15 protein-coding genes are annotated in these 16,844 nt (G+C 53.3%); 12 read left to right on the top strand and 3 right to left on the bottom strand.

What is annotated here, in order from left to right; all coding sequences use genetic code 11:
• The first annotated feature begins 1 nt into the window (after nucleotide 1).
• From V5G20_RS24245 to V5G20_RS24230, 4 genes are all read left to right on the top strand, one after another.
• Nucleotides 2-883 (top strand): hypothetical protein, encoded by an 882-nt coding sequence (locus V5G20_RS24245; protein WP_003389401.1) that lies wholly within the window; start codon nucleotides 2-4, stop codon nucleotides 881-883.
• Nucleotides 884-934: 51 nt separating this feature from the next.
• Nucleotides 935-2,002 carry a CamS family sex pheromone protein gene (locus V5G20_RS24240; protein WP_003389400.1) on the top strand — a complete coding sequence of 356 codons (1,068 nt, stop codon included), beginning with the start codon at nucleotides 935-937 and terminating at the stop codon, nucleotides 2,000-2,002.
• 264 nt (nucleotides 2,003-2,266) lie between these two features.
• Nucleotides 2,267-3,814: an L-glutamate gamma-semialdehyde dehydrogenase gene (pruA, locus tag V5G20_RS24235; protein WP_003389399.1), complete on the top strand. Its 1,548-nt coding sequence runs from the start codon at nucleotides 2,267-2,269 to the stop codon at nucleotides 3,812-3,814.
• Nucleotides 3,815-3,953: 139 nt separating this feature from the next.
• On the top strand, nucleotides 3,954-4,919 hold the full coding sequence (locus V5G20_RS24230) for an MraY family glycosyltransferase (protein WP_003389398.1): 966 nt from the start codon (nucleotides 3,954-3,956) through the stop codon (nucleotides 4,917-4,919).
• Here V5G20_RS24230 and V5G20_RS24225 read toward each other — a convergent pair.
• A complete protein-coding gene (locus tag V5G20_RS24225; RefSeq protein WP_003389397.1) occupies nucleotides 4,909-5,820 on the bottom strand; it encodes a diguanylate cyclase domain-containing protein in 912 nt (303 codons plus the stop codon). The two genes, V5G20_RS24230 and V5G20_RS24225, sit on opposite strands and share 11 nt — an antisense overlap.
• Before the next feature lie 157 nt (nucleotides 5,821-5,977).
• On the opposite strand from V5G20_RS24225, the gene asd reads away from it, so the two are divergent.
• Nucleotides 5,978-6,826, top strand: coding sequence for an archaetidylserine decarboxylase (gene asd, locus V5G20_RS24220; RefSeq protein WP_039070043.1), 849 nt, complete (start codon nucleotides 5,978-5,980; stop codon nucleotides 6,824-6,826).
• Between the two features lie 143 nt (nucleotides 6,827-6,969).
• Here asd and V5G20_RS24215 read toward each other — a convergent pair whose 3' ends face one another.
• Entirely contained in the window at nucleotides 6,970-7,401 is a 432-nt protein-coding gene (locus V5G20_RS24215) for an SRPBCC family protein (RefSeq protein WP_338462545.1), read from the bottom strand.
• 861 nt (nucleotides 7,402-8,262) lie between these two features.
• On the opposite strand from V5G20_RS24215, the gene gatC reads away from it, so the two are divergent.
• The 3 genes from gatC to gatB are packed head-to-tail and all read left to right on the top strand — an operon-like array spanning nucleotide 8,263 to nucleotide 11,503.
• A complete protein-coding gene (gene gatC / locus V5G20_RS24210; protein ID WP_003389393.1) occupies nucleotides 8,263-8,553 on the top strand; it encodes an Asp-tRNA(Asn)/Glu-tRNA(Gln) amidotransferase subunit GatC in 291 nt (96 codons plus the stop codon).
• A 35-nt stretch (nucleotides 8,554-8,588) separates the two neighbouring features.
• Complete coding sequence (gatA, locus tag V5G20_RS24205; protein ID WP_024983566.1) at nucleotides 8,589-10,061, top strand: Asp-tRNA(Asn)/Glu-tRNA(Gln) amidotransferase subunit GatA; 1,473 nt, start codon at nucleotides 8,589-8,591, stop codon at nucleotides 10,059-10,061.
• Between the two features lie 5 nt (nucleotides 10,062-10,066).
• A complete protein-coding gene (gatB, locus tag V5G20_RS24200; RefSeq protein WP_251255303.1) occupies nucleotides 10,067-11,503 on the top strand; it encodes an Asp-tRNA(Asn)/Glu-tRNA(Gln) amidotransferase subunit GatB in 1,437 nt (478 codons plus the stop codon).
• A 242-nt stretch (nucleotides 11,504-11,745) separates the two neighbouring features.
• Here the strand turns inward: gatB and V5G20_RS24195 are convergent, their stop codons facing one another.
• The gene (locus V5G20_RS24195; protein WP_122957620.1) at nucleotides 11,746-13,464 is read right to left on the bottom strand and encodes an RNA polymerase sigma factor; all 1,719 of its coding nucleotides are present in this window, start codon (nucleotides 13,462-13,464) and stop codon (nucleotides 11,746-11,748) included.
• Between the two features lie 215 nt (nucleotides 13,465-13,679).
• On the opposite strand from V5G20_RS24195, the gene V5G20_RS24190 reads away from it, so the two are divergent.
• From V5G20_RS24190 to V5G20_RS24175, 4 genes are all read left to right on the top strand, one after another.
• Nucleotides 13,680-14,363, top strand: a complete 684-nt coding sequence (locus V5G20_RS24190) for an MOSC domain-containing protein (protein ID WP_003389388.1) — start codon at nucleotides 13,680-13,682, stop codon at nucleotides 14,361-14,363.
• Nucleotides 14,364-14,437: 74 nt separating this feature from the next.
• Nucleotides 14,438-14,788, top strand: a complete 351-nt coding sequence (locus V5G20_RS24185) for a hypothetical protein (protein WP_003389386.1) — start codon at nucleotides 14,438-14,440, stop codon at nucleotides 14,786-14,788.
• A gap of 133 nt (nucleotides 14,789-14,921) precedes the next feature.
• Nucleotides 14,922-15,650 carry an ABC transporter ATP-binding protein gene (locus V5G20_RS24180; protein WP_003389384.1) on the top strand — a complete coding sequence of 243 codons (729 nt, stop codon included), beginning with the start codon at nucleotides 14,922-14,924 and terminating at the stop codon, nucleotides 15,648-15,650.
• Complete coding sequence (locus V5G20_RS24175; RefSeq protein ID WP_003389382.1) at nucleotides 15,650-16,831, top strand: ABC transporter permease; 1,182 nt, start codon at nucleotides 15,650-15,652, stop codon at nucleotides 16,829-16,831. Before V5G20_RS24180 ends, V5G20_RS24175 begins: the two co-directional genes overlap by 1 nt.
• Nucleotides 16,832-16,844: the final 13 nt, after the last annotated feature.

The following is a 16,844-nucleotide window of genomic DNA, read 5'->3' as shown; positions in this document are numbered from 1 at the left end:
CATGAAAGGCTTGCTGCGATGGGGAATGATCTTGATGGCAGGGGCACTTTTGGCAGGTTGCGGCGAAAGCGGGCGGAGCAAGCCGATACAGCCGCCCGTAACTGCCGCGGCTCTGCCCGGAGATTTGACCTATCAGGATGTTCTGCAAAAGGGCGAGGTCGTACACAACTTATCCATGACTCCGGATGCCCAGCACATCTGGGTAGGAACACATGCCGGACTTTATCATTCGGCAGGCGGAGGAGTCTGGGGACTATTGTCTCCCGAGCTTGAGCAGAAGGACGTGACAGGCTGGTTTGTCGATCCGAATAATCCCCAGCACATTTTTGCCGCTGGAAACAACGGTGTGCTGCGCTCGACTGACGGCGGGAAGAAGTGGGCCAAATTGGGGAAAGGCTTGCCTGAGCCTGCCGAAATCCGCAGCTTTGCAGGCATTCGGGAAGGCGATCAGATCCGCCTGTTCGCATTTGTAACGGGTGAGGGGATTTACCAGTCGTCGAACGGGGGCAACGAGTGGAGCCTATGGCTGCCGCTTGATCAGGAAGTGTATGCGATGGATTACGATCCGATGGAAAACCGCCTGTATGTGGCTGCCCAATTCAACCTTCTCTATCATGAAGATGGGCAGTGGAAAACAGAAGTCGTCCCGAATGCCCAGCAGGTATATTCGCTCACGGTGGACAGAACGAGCGGAATCCTCGCTGTCGCAACAGATCAGGGGATTATGGAAAAAATAGATGGCAGCTGGCAGCAGCTGGATGCCAAGTCTCCTGAGACGCTGATCGTGATCTCTCCCGGCGCCGGTGATTACAGGTGGGTCGGGATCGGTGAGTCGGCCTTTGTCTATACATTGTCGAACGGCAAATGGAAGAAATGGAATTGATAAAACATGAAGAGGCTTCGGCCTCTTTCGTTGTGTAAGGAGTTTGGATGGATGAAAGCAAAACGATGGATGTACATGTTGCCGCTGACGTTGATTTTGGCCATGACGGCTGCAGGCTGCTCGCTTCTGCCAGGAGGAAAAGGTCAAGAGGAATCGCAGCCCGCAAGCCCTTCGCTTTCCCCTGTTGTGGAAGTTTCGGAGGATTATTACGGCAGCATTCCGCCCTACCAACCAAACCAAACGCGCGGAATACTGGCCAGCACGATTTATCGGATCGACTTCAGCCACCTGGAGCTCGGACTGATGGAGATTGCGCGCGATACCTTCCCTACGTCCGATTATTTGTTCCAGGAAGGCCAGTTCATCACAAAAGATCAGGTAAGGGACTGGATCGCGCAAGAAAAGGCCGGGGGTCCCAACGGCAAGGGGAAAACCAGCAGCCTTGTTCACGTGCTTGAGCACGATTATCTGAGCAAGGACAAGCAGCAACTGGCCGGAATGGTACTCGGACTCTCCCTGTCCCCGGTTTACCAGGATGCGACGGGGCAGGAGAAAACCTATACGACGGACGAACTGCGGGCAAAGGGACAGCAGTTGGCGTCAAAAATCGTACAGAGTGTTCGAGCCAACTCTACAGAAGTCCCGATTGTAATCGCTTTGTTCCAGGTGCCAGAGCCAAATTCCACGCTGATTCCGGGCAAGTTCATCATGTCCGGTACGGTGAATGCAGGTGAGTCTTCAATCGGAAAATGGCAGCCCATTGACGAAGAATTCTACCTGTTCCCGAGCAGCGACGCCGAAAAAGCATATCCCCAGCAAGCCCTGCAGTACGACAAGCTGAAGCGTCAAACGCAGTCTTACTTCAAAGAGTATATCGGAATGACCGGAATCGGCCGTTTTATGGGCGGCAGACTCACCGAGTTGACGATTACGGCTACGGCTGAGTACGATTCCCGGACGCAAGTCCTGCAATTTACGCAATTTGCAGCTTCCGCAATTGAACAGACCTTTGACAAGAACGTCCACGTCAATCTGTATGTTCAGACGATTAATCAGCCGCTGGCCTTGTATGTTCGGCCAACCAGCGGGGAACCATACATGCATATTTACAGAAAATAACAAAGAGCAAAAACGCCCTTTCCTTTTCATTCGGAACGGAGAGGGCGTTTTTTCGCGTAGAATGACAGATGATATGAACACATTTGTTTAGAAGTGTTCAGTGATTTGGACACGAATGTTCATAACCCGATACATAAGAAACCCTGTTGTTTTTCGAGAAAAATGCAAATACTAACACGGCGAAAAGAATCCAGCCAAATTGGTATGATCCTTGCATATAAATTTGGATGACAAGAATGGAAGAATGATAAGGAGGTTTTCCAGATGCAAGTCGAATTCAAAAATGAACCGTTTACCAATTTTAGCTTGCCGGAAAATAAAAAGGCATTTCAAGAGGCGCTCGCAAAGGTAGAGAGCGAGCTGGGCCGTGAATACGACATCATCATCGGCGGAGAGCGCATCAAAACCGAAAAGAAATCCCGCTCCATCAACCCTTCCAATAAAGAGCAAGTAATCGGCGTAGTATCCCAGGCTGACCAAGCCCTGGCTGAAAAAGCAATCCAGACTGCCGCTCAGACATTTGAAACCTGGAAGGCTGTACCGCCGCAAGCGCGTTCCCGCTATCTGTACAAAGCGGCTGCCATCCTTCGTCGCCGCAAGCATGAATTCTCTGCTTGGCTGGTAAAAGAGGCAGGCAAAAGCTGGGCGGAAGCAGATGCCGACACGGCTGAAGCAATCGACTTTATGGAGTACTACGGCCGTCAAATGGATAAGCTCGCCGAGCGCCATCCGCTGACCCGCATCCCGGATGAAGACAACGAGCTGTATTACGTGCCGCTTGGCGTAGGGATTGTCATTCCGCCTTGGAACTTCCCGCTCGCGATCATGGTAGGGATGACGACTGCAGCTCTGGTAGCGGGAAATACTGTCGTGCTGAAGCCGGCGTCCACCACTCCGGTAATTGCTGCGAAATTCATGGAGATCCTGGAAGACGCAGGCGTACCTGCAGGGGTTGTCAACTTCGTACCAGGCTCCGGCGGTGAAATCGGCGACTATTTGGTTGAACATACGCAAACCCGCTTTATCAGCTTCACAGGCTCCCGTGACGTCGGTCTGCGCATCAATGAACTGGCTGCGAAACACCGTCCGGGTCAAAAATGGATGAAGCGTCTCGTAGCGGAAATGGGCGGAAAAGACTCCATCATCGTAGACAATGACTGCGATCTGGAAGCGGCTGCTCAAGCAATCGTTGCTTCCGCATTCGGTTTCTCCGGCCAAAAATGCTCTGCTTGCTCCCGTGCCATCGTTCACCAGGACGTGTACGACAAGGTCCTGAACCGGGTGGTTGAGCTGACCAAGCAGCTGACTGTCGGCGATGTGGTAAACCCTGATTTCTACACCGGTCCGGTTGTGGATGAAAAGGCGTACAACAAAATTCTCGAGTACATCGAGATCGGGAAAAAAGAAGGCAAGCTGATGGCAGGCGGAGAGAAAGGGCCAGAAAACGGCTACTATATCATGCCGACCGTATTTGCTGATGTAGAGCCGCAAGCCCGCATCATGCAAGAAGAGATCTTCGGACCAGTCGTGGCCTTCTGCAAAGCAAAAGACTTTGATCATGCGCTGGAAATCGGCAACAACACCGAATACGGCCTGACCGGCTCCGTGTTCAGCCGCAACCGTGCACATCTGGAGAAGGCACGCAGCGAATTCCACGTAGGGAACCTGTACTTCAACCGCAAATGTACAGGCGCACTGGTGGGCGTGCATCCGTTCGGCGGTTTCAACATGTCCGGTACGGATTCCAAAGCTGGCGGCCCGGATTACCTGCTGCTGTTCACGCAAGCAAAGCTTGTTTCCGAAAAACTGTAGTTCGTTCTGCTTTACAAAAAGCTGCCTGTTTTACGGGCAGCTTTTTTATGTTGAGCCTGTGACCCAATCGCGATTTGCATCGCTATTTCATCCCGTTTTTGTTCACACTAAGCAAAAATGGTCTAGGTGGGTGAAAGGCATGCTATCTTATTTGGTCCCGGGGGTAGCGGTGTTTTTTCTGGTTTGGCTGCTGATGCCTGCAGCCAGAGCCATAGCATGGAAGACAAAGCTGCTCGATATTCCCCAGGGACGGAAAGGTCATACCCGGCCAATGCCGTTGTCCGGGGGACTGGCGATGTTCGTCGGAGTCGCAGTGGTGACCATTTTTTTTGCAGGACTGCAAAAATTGGTGGCAGTTTTGATCATTGGCAGCTTGCTCCTGATGGCTGTCGGCTGGGCCGATGACGCGTATAAGGCGCGTAGAAAGGAATTCCCTGCTCTGCCCAAGCTGTTGGTACAGGTATTGGTAGGTTTGCTGGCTTTCGTCTGCGATATCCGTTTTCGCGGCATATCCTTTCCGTGGCTGGGCGGTGACACGGGTGACTATTATCTGTTTCCCGTCTGGCTCTCCTGTCTGGCAACAGTGATCTGGATTACGGGCTTGATCAACATGGTCAACTTCCTGGATGGCGTTGACGGTCTGGCTTCCGGAGCGACGGTCTTTTCCGCGATCACGCTGTTTTTTCTCGCATATGTTAAAGGACAGGGCCTTACAGCTTTGATTGCCGTCGTTCTGGCAGGTGCCGCGCTTGCCTTTTTGCGATTCAACTTTTTTCCTGCACAAATGTTCATGGGGGATATGGGCTCGATGTTTCTCGGATATGCCCTGGCTCTGATTTCTCTGGAGGGTGCGATGAAGGGAGCGACTCTGATCACACTGGTCGTGACGGTCCTCGCATTGGGACTGCCGGTCGTTGATACCGTCCAAGTGATGATCAGCCGGGCATTGGCAGGGTCGCCGATGTACCAGGCCGACCGTCGGCATGTGCACCATCGTTTGATGTCGCTTGGCTTGTCCGCCAAACAAACGGTTGTCGTCCTGTATGTGGTGAGCTTTATCTTTTCTGCGCTTTCGCTGCTGTTGTTCTTCTGGATTATTCCGTAGGAGCAGAGTAAAAACAAAATTGGTTGCGTCCGGCTTCCTTGGCTCGGTAAAGGGCTTTGTCTGCGTGGCGGAGGAGCTGGGAGGAATCTGGGCCGTCATTTGGAAAAAGGGCAATGCCGATGCTCATCGTCAAGTGAAAACGATGCTGCTGAATCAGAAAAGGCTTTTTCAACGCCTCCAGTACGCGGCTGGCCACTTTGGCTGCCTCCTCGGCCGTATCCAAAGAGGTGAGCAAAAGGACGAATTCATCCCCGCCCAGCCTGGCAACAGTATCCACATCCCGTACACACGAGGTGAGCCGTTTGGCGAGTACGCGAAGAAACTCATCTCCCACGTCATGTCCCCAGGTATCGTTGATTTCTTTAAAGTAGTCGCAGTCCAGGTAGAGGACGGCGAGCTGATTGCCTTTTCGGGTCGCCTGAGACATCGCCTGCTGCATCCGATCCAGCAAAAGGCGGCGATTGGGAAGGCCAGTCAAAACATCATGGTACGCCATGAATTCAAGCTGGGTCTCCAACTGCTTGCGCTCTGTAATATCCCGGGTCACAGCAAACACATGGGTACAGACACCCTCACTGTTATAGATCGGGGTGAGAACGGACTCGCCAATGATTTCGTCGTAAGTCGTATAATGTGTCGGTTTGCCGCTTGCCACTGCCTCCCGATACATGCTGTTCAAATTGGCTGCTTTTTCGTCGGAATACACTTCTTCGATCAGCCTGCCGTAGGCTTCTTCTGTCAGCCGGGCGGCCTGCATGGCAGGAGGGTTCATCAGGACGTAGCGAAAACGGGTTCCCTCTTCTACCGACATAAGAAAAACCATATCGGACATATATTGAAAAAAGCAGGATAATACATCGCCGTATTGATGGATGAGGTTCTCAATATCGCGCTTTGTCATGATTGTCTCTCCTGTAAGTCATGCTGTATTTCCATCTTAGTATAGCAAATGAAGGACAAGAAAATGATGAGGCCATAGTCGGAGTGGGCTTTACTGGCGGTACCCCGAGATGGTACAGTATGGATAGATTTTGAACGGAAAGAACAAGGGGATGCTTATGAACAAGAAAATCCTTCCCGGACTCATTCATCGGCTGCCGCAGAACGTCATGTCGCGGACCATGGGCAAAATTACCGCTTCGCGTTTCAGCCGGTTGGCGATCCGCCACTATATACGACATTACAATATCGACCCCTCGATCGTTGAAAAGCCGATACGTGAATACAGATCGTTAAAAGAATTTTTTGCGCGCAGGCTGAAGCCCGGAGTCCGGACGATTGCTCCTGGCGACGACGTAGTAGCCAGTCCCGTCGACGGTACGGTTTCACAGATGGGAGATATTCACGAAGGTACCTTGATCCAGGCAAAAGGAAAACAGTACAGTCTGGCTGATCTGCTCGGAGATACGACGGAAGCGGCCCAGCGCTTTTACGGCGGAAAGTTTATTACCATTTATTTAAGCCCGCGCGATTACCATCGGATTCACATGCCGGTGGAAGGAGATCTCATCCGCTACACGTACGTGCCAGGCCGACTCTATCCGGTCAATCAGCTCGGCATTGAGCACGTCGACAAGCTGTTCGCCCGCAACGAGCGCCTCGTCACCCACGTCCAAACAAGCGAGCTGGGGCGAGTAGCCGTCGTCAAGGTCGGCGCGCTTTTTGTCGGCAGCGTCAAAGTCATGTACAACAAAGCGACGACCAACGTCAAACGCGGCTGCAAAACCAGCGAGGACATCCCCGGAACCCCACACTACCAAAAGGGAGACGAGCTAGGCTGGTTCGAATTCGGTTCCACCGTCATCCTGCTGTTCGAATCCAAACAACTGGAATGGGCCGATGACGTAAAGATCGGCAGCCCGGTTCTGATGGGCCAAAAGCTGGCACAACTGAAAGCAAGCGAATAACAAGGCCGTGAACGGTGACCGATAACCAGAGGGCCCAAGCAAGCAACATGCGCTTGCAAAGGCCTTTTTGGTTCCACAAGATATGCATTGCAAAGCGCATGCCAATGATGGCATGCGCGCTTCTATGACTAAAAAGTCCCTATTTACTTTTCGACCGACTCCGCATACTTTTTGAAATTGTCTAAAATCGCTTGCCATCCGGCTTGCTGCATCTCGATTGTGTGGGTTTCTTCCGCATCGAACGATTCGATGATTAACGTGTCGTTACCTTGGCGAATAAAGGAGATCTGCACTTTTCTGCCGTCGGCGATCGTATAGGCTATACGCTCATTTATGCTCACTTCGTCGTATACCCCGCTGAAATCAAATCCAACACTGCCGTCTTTCGCTTCCATTCTCGAAACAAACTTGCCGCCGGCCTTTAGATCATTCTCGGCATATGGCGTGTGCCAGTCATCCGAAGCCGAATTCCATTGCGTGATATGCTTCGGGTCTGTCCAATACTCCCACACCGTTTCAACGGGGGAATGAACGACCGCTTCTACTGTTATCGTTGCCGGATTCACATTTGCCATGAAAAAAGCCTCCTTTATATGGAAAGTGTAATAATGCCTTCCGTAATAGATGAAGAACAATCTGCCTACACCTACTATAACCGAAAGCCGCAAACGAGATTTCTTTTCGATTGCTATTCTGAAAATCAGCCCGTAAGAAGGCAGGGACACTGAACGATCCGCAGGCAGCTTTGCTTGCGTTGTCTGATTGAATATCAGCGTACTGCGAAGCGGCAAACGGGTTGTAAGCAAACTGTTTTCCTTTACATTCCGTACGAGCCTCAACTATCCTGCAGTCACGTGTCAAAAATTTTAATATCTTCGGCTACTGGCCAGGCCGGTGATCCTTAACAAGGAGTATCGGCACGCAAATCATAATGTAACGTTGTTCGGCTACTAAAGGCTTTAGAGATTGTATCCGCTTTGACTATGCTTTCTTTCATCGAGATCGAATAAAACCAACCAGTGTAGAGATGAAACAGGGAGAAAAACAGCGAAGGTCTTTGGGACACTCCCCAGGCGTAATGGAAAAAGCGGAACACGTTTTCAGCGTCCAACTCTGAGACGCCTCCTGAAAGATCTGCTTTTGGACGCGGTTCCGCTTTTGGAATGAAGCCGGCCAGTCCAGCCCCCGCAGTGTCCCACCGAACCTTGAGCGTTTTCTCCCTGTTTCATCTCCTGCACTATAGCTCGACCAACGTCACAACCGAAGCCCGATAACATCACGCAAAGAACCGGTCTACGCAAAACGTAAAACCCGACCAGCGTTATACGAAAAGCCCGACCCACATATCACCAAAGGAAGAAATCCCCCCGAAAATTGACTGCACCCGCTCTTTTCAAGTAAGATCAAAATTATGTGATAGATTCGGAGGTGGAACCATGAGTGCGATCAGCCGCAAGGAAGTAGAGCACGTAGCCAATCTCGCCCGCCTGAACCTTACAGAAGAAGAAGCGGAGCGGTATACCAAGGATTTGAACTCGATTCTGCAATTCGCAGCCAAGCTGAATGAGCTGGACACGTCAAACGTCGTCCCGACCAGTCATGCAACAGACGTGAAAAACGTCATGCGCGAAGATGTCAATCGTCCAAGCATTTCCAATGAAGAAGCGTTGAAAAACGCCCCAGAGCATGAGGAAGGCCAGTTTAAAGTACCGGCTGTGTTTGAATAGACGAAACGGTTATCACCTGAAGGGAGGACACCCACGTGTCGCTGTTTGACAAGCGATTGTCGGAAATACATAGCGCACTGCGCTCAAAGGAGCTGTCCGTTGCTGAACTGGTGCAAGCGTCCATCGCCAGCATCAAGGAGCACGACGGCGAAATCAAATCGGTCCTGCATGTGGACGAGGAAGGCGCTCTTTCCCAAGCAAAGGCATTGGACGAGCGTCTGGCAGGATCAGGCGAAGAGATGGGGCTGCTGTACGGTTTGCCTGTCGGTTTGAAAGACAACATCGTAACCCGCGGTCTGCGTACGACCTGCGCCAGCAAATTTTTGAGCAATTACGATCCGATCTACGATGCGACCGTCTCCAAGAAGCTGAAGGACGCCGATGCGCTGATCGTCGCCAAGCTGAACATGGACGAGTTTGCCATGGGCGGCTCCAATGAAAACTCCGGGTTTTACCCGACCAAAAACCCGTGGAATACCGAATACGTGCCAGGCGGCTCCAGCGGCGGCTCTGCAGCTGCGATGGCTTCCCGCCACTTCTTCTTTACGCTCGGCTCCGACACGGGCGGCTCGATCCGCCAGCCGGCAGCTTTTTGCGGAGTCGTCGGATTGAAGCCGACATACGGCCGCGTCTCCCGTTTTGGTCTGGTGGCGTTTGCCTCGTCGCTTGACCAGATCGGTCCGATCACGAAAAACGTGGAGGATTCCGCTTACGTATTGCAGGCGATTGCCGGACACGACGAGTACGACTCCACGTCCGCCAAGGTAGACGTTCCCGACTACCTGTCTGCTTTGACCGGCGATGTCAAAGGGCTGCGGATCGGCGTTCCGAAAGAGCTGATCGGCGAAGGAATCGACAGCGAGGTGCGCGATGCCGTGCTGGCCGCTTTGAAGCAGCTGGAGAGCATGGGCGCCACCTGGAGCGAGGTGTCGATGCCGCATACGGAATACGCGGTACCGGCTTACTACCTGCTCTCGTCCTCGGAGGCATCCTCCAACCTGGCCCGTTTTGACGGGGTGCGCTACGGCGTACGTGCGGACAACGCCGAGAACCTGATTGAAATGTACAAGGAATCCCGCAGCCAAGGCTTCGGACCGGAAGTAAAACGCCGCATCATGCTCGGCACGTACGCGCTGTCGTCCGGCTACTACGATGCGTACTACAAAAAGGCACAGCAGGTACGTACGCTGATCATCCAGGATTTCAACGATGTCTTTGCCCATTACGACGTCATTTTGCATCCGACCACGCCGACCACGGCTTTCAAGATCGGCCAAAACGTCGACGATCCGGTGAAGATGTACCTGGAGGATATTTGCACCGTTCCGGTCAACCTGGCGGGCTTGCCAGCCATCAGCGTTCCGTGCGGATTTGCGCAAAACGGAATGCCGATCGGCATGCAGATCGTCGGGAAGGCGTTTGACGAATCCACGGTATTGCGCGTCGCTCATGCCTATGAGCAAACGGCTGGATTTTACCAGCGCAAGCCGGAATGGGTGAGGGGGTAAGAGTCATGAGCCAGTTTGAAACCGTCATCGGCCTTGAGGTTCACGCCGAGCTTTCGACGAATAGCAAAATCTTTTGCGGCTGCCCGACCGAGTTCGGCGCGCCGCCAAATACACATGTATGCCCGATCTGCCTCGGACATCCGGGCGTTTTGCCTGTGACCAACAGGCAGGCGGTGGAGTTCGCGATGAAGGCGGCGCTTGCGCTCAACTGCGAAATCTCCAGAGAGACAAAATTTGACCGGAAAAACTACTTTTATCCGGACTCGCCAAAAGCGTACCAGATCTCGCAGTACGACCAGCCGATCGGCTATAACGGCTGGATTGATATTGAGGTCAACGGGGTGACAAAGCGGATCGGCATTACCCGCCTCCATCTTGAGGAAGATGCGGGCAAGCTGACGCACAGCGATTTCGGCGGCGAATCCCTGGTCGATTTCAACCGTGTGGGCGTGCCGCTGATCGAGATCGTTTCCGAGCCGGACCTCCGCTCGCCTGAAGAGGCTCGCGCGTACCTGGAAAAGCTGAAAGCGATCATCCAGTACACCGAGGTATCCGATGTCCGAATGGAGCAAGGCTCGCTGCGCTGCGATGCCAACGTATCGATCCGTCCGGCAGGCCAAGCGGAGTTCGGTACCAAAACCGAGCTGAAGAACATGAACTCGTTCCGCAACGTACAGGTGGCATTGGAATATGAAGTCGAGCGGCAAAAAGAGGTGGTGACCTCCGGCGGAAAAATCGTGCAGGAGACACGCCGCTGGGACGAGGCCAACAAAAAAACGATAAGCATGCGGTCCAAGGAAGAAGCGCACGACTACCGCTATTTTCCGGACCCGGATCTGGTGCGGATGCAAATCTCCGAGGAGTGGATCGAGGCGGTCCGGGCTACGATTCCCGAGCTTCCTGACGCCCGCCAGGCCCGCTATGTCAACGAGTACGGCTTGCCGCAAAGCGATGCCGGCGTCATTACGATGTCCAAGGATACGGCCGACTTCTTCGACGAAACCGTCAAGACAGGGGCTGATCCTAAAGCGGCAGCCAACTGGCTGATGGTCGAGCTGCTCGGTTATTTGAATGCCGGCAACCTGACGTTGGCTGATGTAAAAATCACGCCGCACGGCTTGGGCGAAATGATCAAGCTGATCGAAAACGGCACGATCTCCTCCAAGATTGCCAAAACCGTTTTCAAGGAAATGGTCGAGACAGGCAAAGAGCCAAAGCAAATCGTCGAGGAAAAGGGGCTCGTCCAGATCAGCGACGAGGGCGCTCTGCTCGCCATCGTACAAGAAGTGGTGAACAACAACCCGCAAGCCGTGGCCGACTACAAGGCAGGAAACGACAAAGCAGTCGCTTTCTTCGTCGGACAGGTGATGAAGCAAACCCGCGGAAAAGCCAACCCGCCCATGGTGAACAAGCTGCTTGTAGAAGCACTGAAAAATGTGTAGCAGAAGCAAAAAATCGCAACACGAAAGCCCGCTTTGCCAAGATACGGCAATGCGGGCCTTCTTTCATTTGGGCCAACGGCCAAAGCTTTTGACTTACGGCTAAAGCCTTTAACTTACGGCTAAATCCTTTAACTTGCAGCTAGAGCCTTTAACTTGCGGCTAGAGCCATTTCGTATTTGATCTGCTGTGCAAATTTTTTTGCATATGCGTATGACTTGCTGCGTGGCTATCTGGCGTTCGCCTTACACCGAAAGCTTCTCTTGCATTTGCTCCAGCACAGCGACAGCCTGTTCCTCCAGCTTTTTGATCCTATCCAGCACCTGTACGGCTTCCCGGGACTCATCGGGATCATTGGGGTTGCCTCCAGTTGGAAACGGGAACCTATGGGCAAGAGTGGCGTATTCATCCGCGATTTGGGTGTAAAGCTCACCGGCGTCCTTTACTAGCGGGCGAATCTTGTCAAACTGGGCGTCGGTCCAGGTTTCCGCGATTTCCTTCCAGAAAAGCGAAGCGTGACGGCGAGCGTCTCCGACCACAGCGGTCGTGTAGGCGTTGCCGTTTGGCTCGATGCCTTTTTGCAGGTACGCTTCCCGCCAAGCATCGTAGGCGGCCAATCCGTGAGCGCAGGCAGGCCCGCTCGTCTCTTGACGATAGTGATGCAGGATCGTTCTGAGTGCGTTTGCCAGCATCGTCTTTTGGTCGATGTCCAGCTGCTTGTCGATGGCCAGCACAAACAGTTCTTCAACCAGACCGCGTCCGAGATGGTCGTAGGCAATGGGCTTATCATGCCCGCAGTTGTCTCCCGCCTGAAATTGGCGGGTCTCGGTGTCATAGCCGTAGATCAGGCCGAATTCGGGTATGAACAAATCCCAGGAAAGCACGGCATGTCCCCGGTCGATGGCGTCGTGGATGAGCGAAAGAGCTTCAGGCAATACCTCGGGAAGCCTTCTTTTTTCACGCGCCGCCGCCGTCAACAAGGATGGGTCCGCCTGATTGGCATTAGGACCGGGGGCCATTTGCGTATGCTGTTGAACGACTTTTACCTCAAAGCCGAGATTCCGCATTCCTTCCGACAGCACATTGTCAAAGTCGAACATGGTTGGTCCGGCAATGTGAATCTCGCCGGGAACGACATTGATCCGAAAAGCGTGCCCGGTAAGTCCCATCACCATGGGCAGGGAAAAGCGTTTTTCCGTGTATTCCGTCAGTCCATACATCGCTGCTGCAGCAGTCGTCCATACGCGCTGCGAGAATGCTTCGGGCTTTTTCAACGTGACCTTATTCATGAGTCCCTCATCCTTTCGATTGAGTATGTATTGGTCAACAGCGAGACGAATTTTTTCCCGCAAGAGCTTTTTCCGTGAGCGGGACAGAATCTGGTAGACATTGGCCTGCGACATGCCAAATACTCCGGCAATCTCCTGTGGGGAGAGATGGTCGAAGAAATGGGACTCGAAGATTCGCCGCTCCTTTGGATTCAAGCACCGGAGCATGTGCATGATCGTCTCCAGCAGCTCCCGACGCATCAAGGTCTCCTCTGGAGCAGCCGTTTGCTCGCGGAGCGACTGGGCATGCTGCCGGCCCAACCGGTAAAGGATGCTGTCGAGGCTTTGCCAGTCCGTTTCTCCCTCCTCCTCAGCAGGTGAATGCCAGGAAGAAAATACCTGCTCCTTGGCTTGAGGCGCCGCCTTCAGACGGGTGTATGCCTGATTGCGGACGATCCGGTGCAGCCAGGGCAAAAACCGGCGGCTGTCGACCAGTGTGCCGAGATGGAGGAACGCCCGGATGAGCGCATCCTGGACGATGTCCTCCGCCAAAAACGGCTCCTTTGTAAACGAGCGGGCATACCCGTACACCTTGGCCCGGTGCCTTCTGACAAGCTCACCGAAGGCTTCCCTGTCCCCATTGCGGGCTTTTTCGACCAAAGCCGAATCTTCCTGTTCCTCCCGCGCTTCAATCATTTCGGATTGGAAAAGCTCCTTTTGCAAAACAAACACCTCGCAAGTAAGTTGACCTACGACATAGACTCCTCGAAAGAAGAGTTTCTGACAAAATGACTGCGTTCTATCAAAAATAATGAACAAAATCGTGCGTGTTTTGTCATTTACAGAAACTTTCAGTTCTGACATGATTGTATAGGAATTCATCACAGGATGAAACAGGGAGGTATGGCTCGATGAGTCATGGTCCAATCAAGCTTGTTTCGCTCAATGTAGGAAAGCCGGAGCGCTTTTTTTACCAAGGCAAAGAGGTTTTGACGGGAATGTTTAAACAGCCGGCAGCGGAGACACTCTTCCTCTCGGCTGTAAACCTGACGGGAGACGGACAGGCTGATCTCGTCCACCACGGCGGACCGGAAAAGGCGGTCTGTGTATACGCTCATGAGCATTATGCGTACTGGGAGGAACGCTTGAACCGCAAGCTGCCATACGCCGCTTTCGGAGAAAATTTGACGGTTGCAGGCATGCTTGAAACGAACGTGTGCATCGGAGATACCTACCAGCTTGGCGAAGCGATTGTGCAAGTAACCCAGCCGCGACAGCCCTGTCACAAGCTGGCAAAGCGCTACGATTTGCCACAGCTGGCCTTGTGGGTCCAGGAGACGGGATATACCGGCTTTTATTTTCGTGTACTGCAAGAAGGAAACGTATCTCCGGCCAGCGAGATCACGTTGATCGAACGCCATCCGGCGGGCATCACCGTGGCGGAGGCAAACCATATCATGCATCGGGACAAGAATAACCGGGAAGCGGCCGAACGAATCCTGGCAGTGGCGGAGCTGTCCGAAAACTGGCGCAAGACCTTTCAAAAGCGCCTGAACGGCGACGAAACAGACCCGGCCAAGAGACTGTACGGGTGAGATTGTTTCGTTTGTAAGAATGGAAGTGCTCCCCTATAATGGAAAGTAGATTGCGTGGAGGAGGTTTCTAAAGCATGAAAATCCTGTCTGTGGCGGGAGAAAGCGTGCCGCCGAGCAAGGGCGGATCGCCTGCCGATACCTTTGAGCGTTCGATGGCCAGCTATGAAAAAGACGGCCAGCAAAAAAGCATAACAGTCACGTATGTGCGTTATTTTGAAAAAGTGTTGGCGGAAAAAGGCATCTACGACCAGGAAGCCGAAGGGGTGCCGGTCAACCGACTGGTGGCCATCCTCTATCTGGAGCACCACGGCGAGGCCAGGGAAAACCGCCATTACATCAATGATACAGAAGCGTTTTTGAAGCTGTTCTCCGGCTTCTCGCTAAGCAAATGGAAGGAGAAATACCCGGTTCTCTCCCTCGCTTAGGGAGGAGAAATGAAAGTGTTTGCAAGATTCTGATTTTGTTTGGATATGGGTAGACTATAAGAGCAGGATCTCCTCTTTCGGGAGCGAGATCTTTCTTTTTGAACCTTGACCAAAAAGGGCGGGAGGAATACAGGTGATCGAAGTAGACCGGGTAAGCAAGCGGTTTGGACACCTGACAGCGGTCGATGACGTCTCCTTTTTCGTGGAAAAGGGAGAAGTGTACGGGCTGCTCGGAGAAAACGGAGCGGGCAAAACGACGACGATGAGGATGATGGCTACCATCCTCCGACCGACGTCAGGTGATATCCGGATTCGCGGTTACTCAGTTCTGAGCGAGCCGGTGGAGGTACGCCGCCGCATCGGGATATTGTTTGGCGGAGATGTGGGCCTTTACAGCAGGCTTACGGCTCGGGAAAACATTGCTTATTTTGGCAAGCTGTACGGCTTGGCCGACGATGCCCTCGAAAAGCGGGTCGAACAGCTGGGCGAAATGCTGCATATGAGCGAGTTTATGGATCGCCGGGTGGGCGGCTTTTCACGCGGGATGAGGCAAAAGGTAGCCATTGCCCGCACGCTGGTGCACGATCCGGATGTCATTTTGCTGGATGAGCCGACGACCGGCCTTGATGTGACTGCCGCCAACATGTTTCGCCGGATGGTGGCCCATTTGCAGGAGGAGGGCAAGACCATTCTGTTTTCCAGTCACAACATGGGGGAAATCGAGAGGCTGTGCAATCGGATCGCCATTATGCACAAGGGCAGGCTGAGCTATGCGGGGACGATTGACGCCCTCCGTGACCAGGTGAAGATGAATGATCTGGACGATATCTTCATGACCATGGTAGAAGGAGGGGGGCGGTAGTGGGAACGAACATCGTCTGGACCGTTTTCCGCAAAGAGCTGACCGATCTTCTTCGCGACCGCAAAACCTTGATTGGCACATTTGTCATACCCATGGTAGTTATTCCTTTTGTCTTTTTTTTATTGGGCACGTCTTACAACAACGTTGAAAAGGAAGCACGCTCCTACGTACCGATTTCGATCAGCGGTCAGTCTGTGCTTGTCGACTACCTGAAACAGACTCCTGGTGTGAAACTGTTGAACTCGCCGAATCCGGAAGCGGACTTGCAGCAGGGCAAGCTGCGGGCCATCATCTCCATCCCGGACGGCTTCGATCAGCAGGTAAAAGCGGGGAAGCCCGTAAAGCTGGCGGTCGCTTACGATTCCACCAACCAAAAATCAGTGTACGCCCGTTCCATCATTGAAGAAGCGGTAAAAAAATACAGCTCCGAGATTGTGGCCAAGCGGTTGCGTCAGGCGGGCTTGTCCGAGCAGGCGATCAAGCCGATCGAGACCGTATATGACAATACGGCGTCCAAGGACCGTCAGGCGGGCGGCATGCTGGCCGGGATCATCCCCTTGATGCTGGTGCTGTCGCTGGCCTCTGGCGGAATCGCTGCTGCTACAGACCTGGTGGCGGGAGAAAAGGAACGCGGGACACTCGAGGCGCTGTTGACTGCTCCCATCGCGGCGAATCAACTGCTGACAGCGAAGCTTCTCGCGGTCATGGTCATGAGCTGTATCAGCGCGACAGCATCGCTGCTTTCCCTCTCGTTTGTGTTTCGGATGGGCCCGCTGACCAAAGCGGAAGCGGCGTTTTCCTTCAGCTTTTTGGAGCCTGGCTCGCTCGTGGTTTTGGCGGGAACCATTCTCTTGCTGGCGGCGATGTTTGCCGGTCTGGAGCTGACTTTGAGCACGATAGCCAAATCGTTTAAAGAAGGACAGACCTATATGACTGGTGTGGTCGTTCTGGCCATGATCCCCTCCTACATGATGATGCCGCTCAATCCCGTGGACATCCCCGAGTGGTATTACGTACTTCCCGTTTTCAGCGGTGTTGCGTTGTGCAAAGAGGTCTTTTACGGAGCGATTGACCCTTGGCACGTGATCGTCGGATTAGGGACCTCGCTGTTGTATGTGGCTGGCATTCTGGCCTTGTCCGCCCGCCTCTTCCGCCGGGAGGGTGCAGTGATTAAAGGATAGGCAGGCTGTTCGG

Origin of the sequence: Brevibacillus borstelensis, assembly GCF_036700025.1 — a bacterium.
Taxonomy (GTDB): Bacteria; Bacillota; Bacilli; order Brevibacillales; family Brevibacillaceae; genus Brevibacillus; species Brevibacillus borstelensis.
Note: the sequence above shows the minus strand (reverse complement) of the source record. Positions and strands in the feature narration are given on the sequence as shown.

What these genes read in the sequence shown, in the direction of transcription:
- V5G20_RS24245 (WP_003389401.1), top strand. Translation starts at nt 2, where the DNA reads ATGAAAGGCTTGCTGCGATGGGGAATGATCTTGATGGCAGGGGCACTT.
- V5G20_RS24240 (WP_003389400.1), top strand. Translation starts at nt 935, where the DNA reads ATGAAAGCAAAACGATGGATGTACATGTTGCCGCTGACGTTGATTTTG.
- pruA (WP_003389399.1), top strand. Translation starts at nt 2,267, where the DNA reads ATGCAAGTCGAATTCAAAAATGAACCGTTTACCAATTTTAGCTTGCCG.
- V5G20_RS24230 (WP_003389398.1), top strand. Translation starts at nt 3,954, where the DNA reads ATGCTATCTTATTTGGTCCCGGGGGTAGCGGTGTTTTTTCTGGTTTGG.
- V5G20_RS24225 (WP_003389397.1), bottom strand. Translation starts at nt 5,820, where the DNA reads ATGACAAAGCGCGATATTGAGAACCTCATCCATCAATACGGCGATGTA.
- asd (WP_039070043.1), top strand. Translation starts at nt 5,978, where the DNA reads ATGAACAAGAAAATCCTTCCCGGACTCATTCATCGGCTGCCGCAGAAC.
- V5G20_RS24215 (WP_338462545.1), bottom strand. Translation starts at nt 7,401, where the DNA reads ATGGCAAATGTGAATCCGGCAACGATAACAGTAGAAGCGGTCGTTCAT.
- gatC (WP_003389393.1), top strand. Translation starts at nt 8,263, where the DNA reads ATGAGTGCGATCAGCCGCAAGGAAGTAGAGCACGTAGCCAATCTCGCC.
- gatB (WP_251255303.1), top strand. Translation starts at nt 10,067, where the DNA reads ATGAGCCAGTTTGAAACCGTCATCGGCCTTGAGGTTCACGCCGAGCTT.
- V5G20_RS24195 (WP_122957620.1), bottom strand. Translation starts at nt 13,464, where the DNA reads ATGATTGAAGCGCGGGAGGAACAGGAAGATTCGGCTTTGGTCGAAAAA.
- V5G20_RS24190 (WP_003389388.1), top strand. Translation starts at nt 13,680, where the DNA reads ATGAGTCATGGTCCAATCAAGCTTGTTTCGCTCAATGTAGGAAAGCCG.
- V5G20_RS24185 (WP_003389386.1), top strand. Translation starts at nt 14,438, where the DNA reads ATGAAAATCCTGTCTGTGGCGGGAGAAAGCGTGCCGCCGAGCAAGGGC.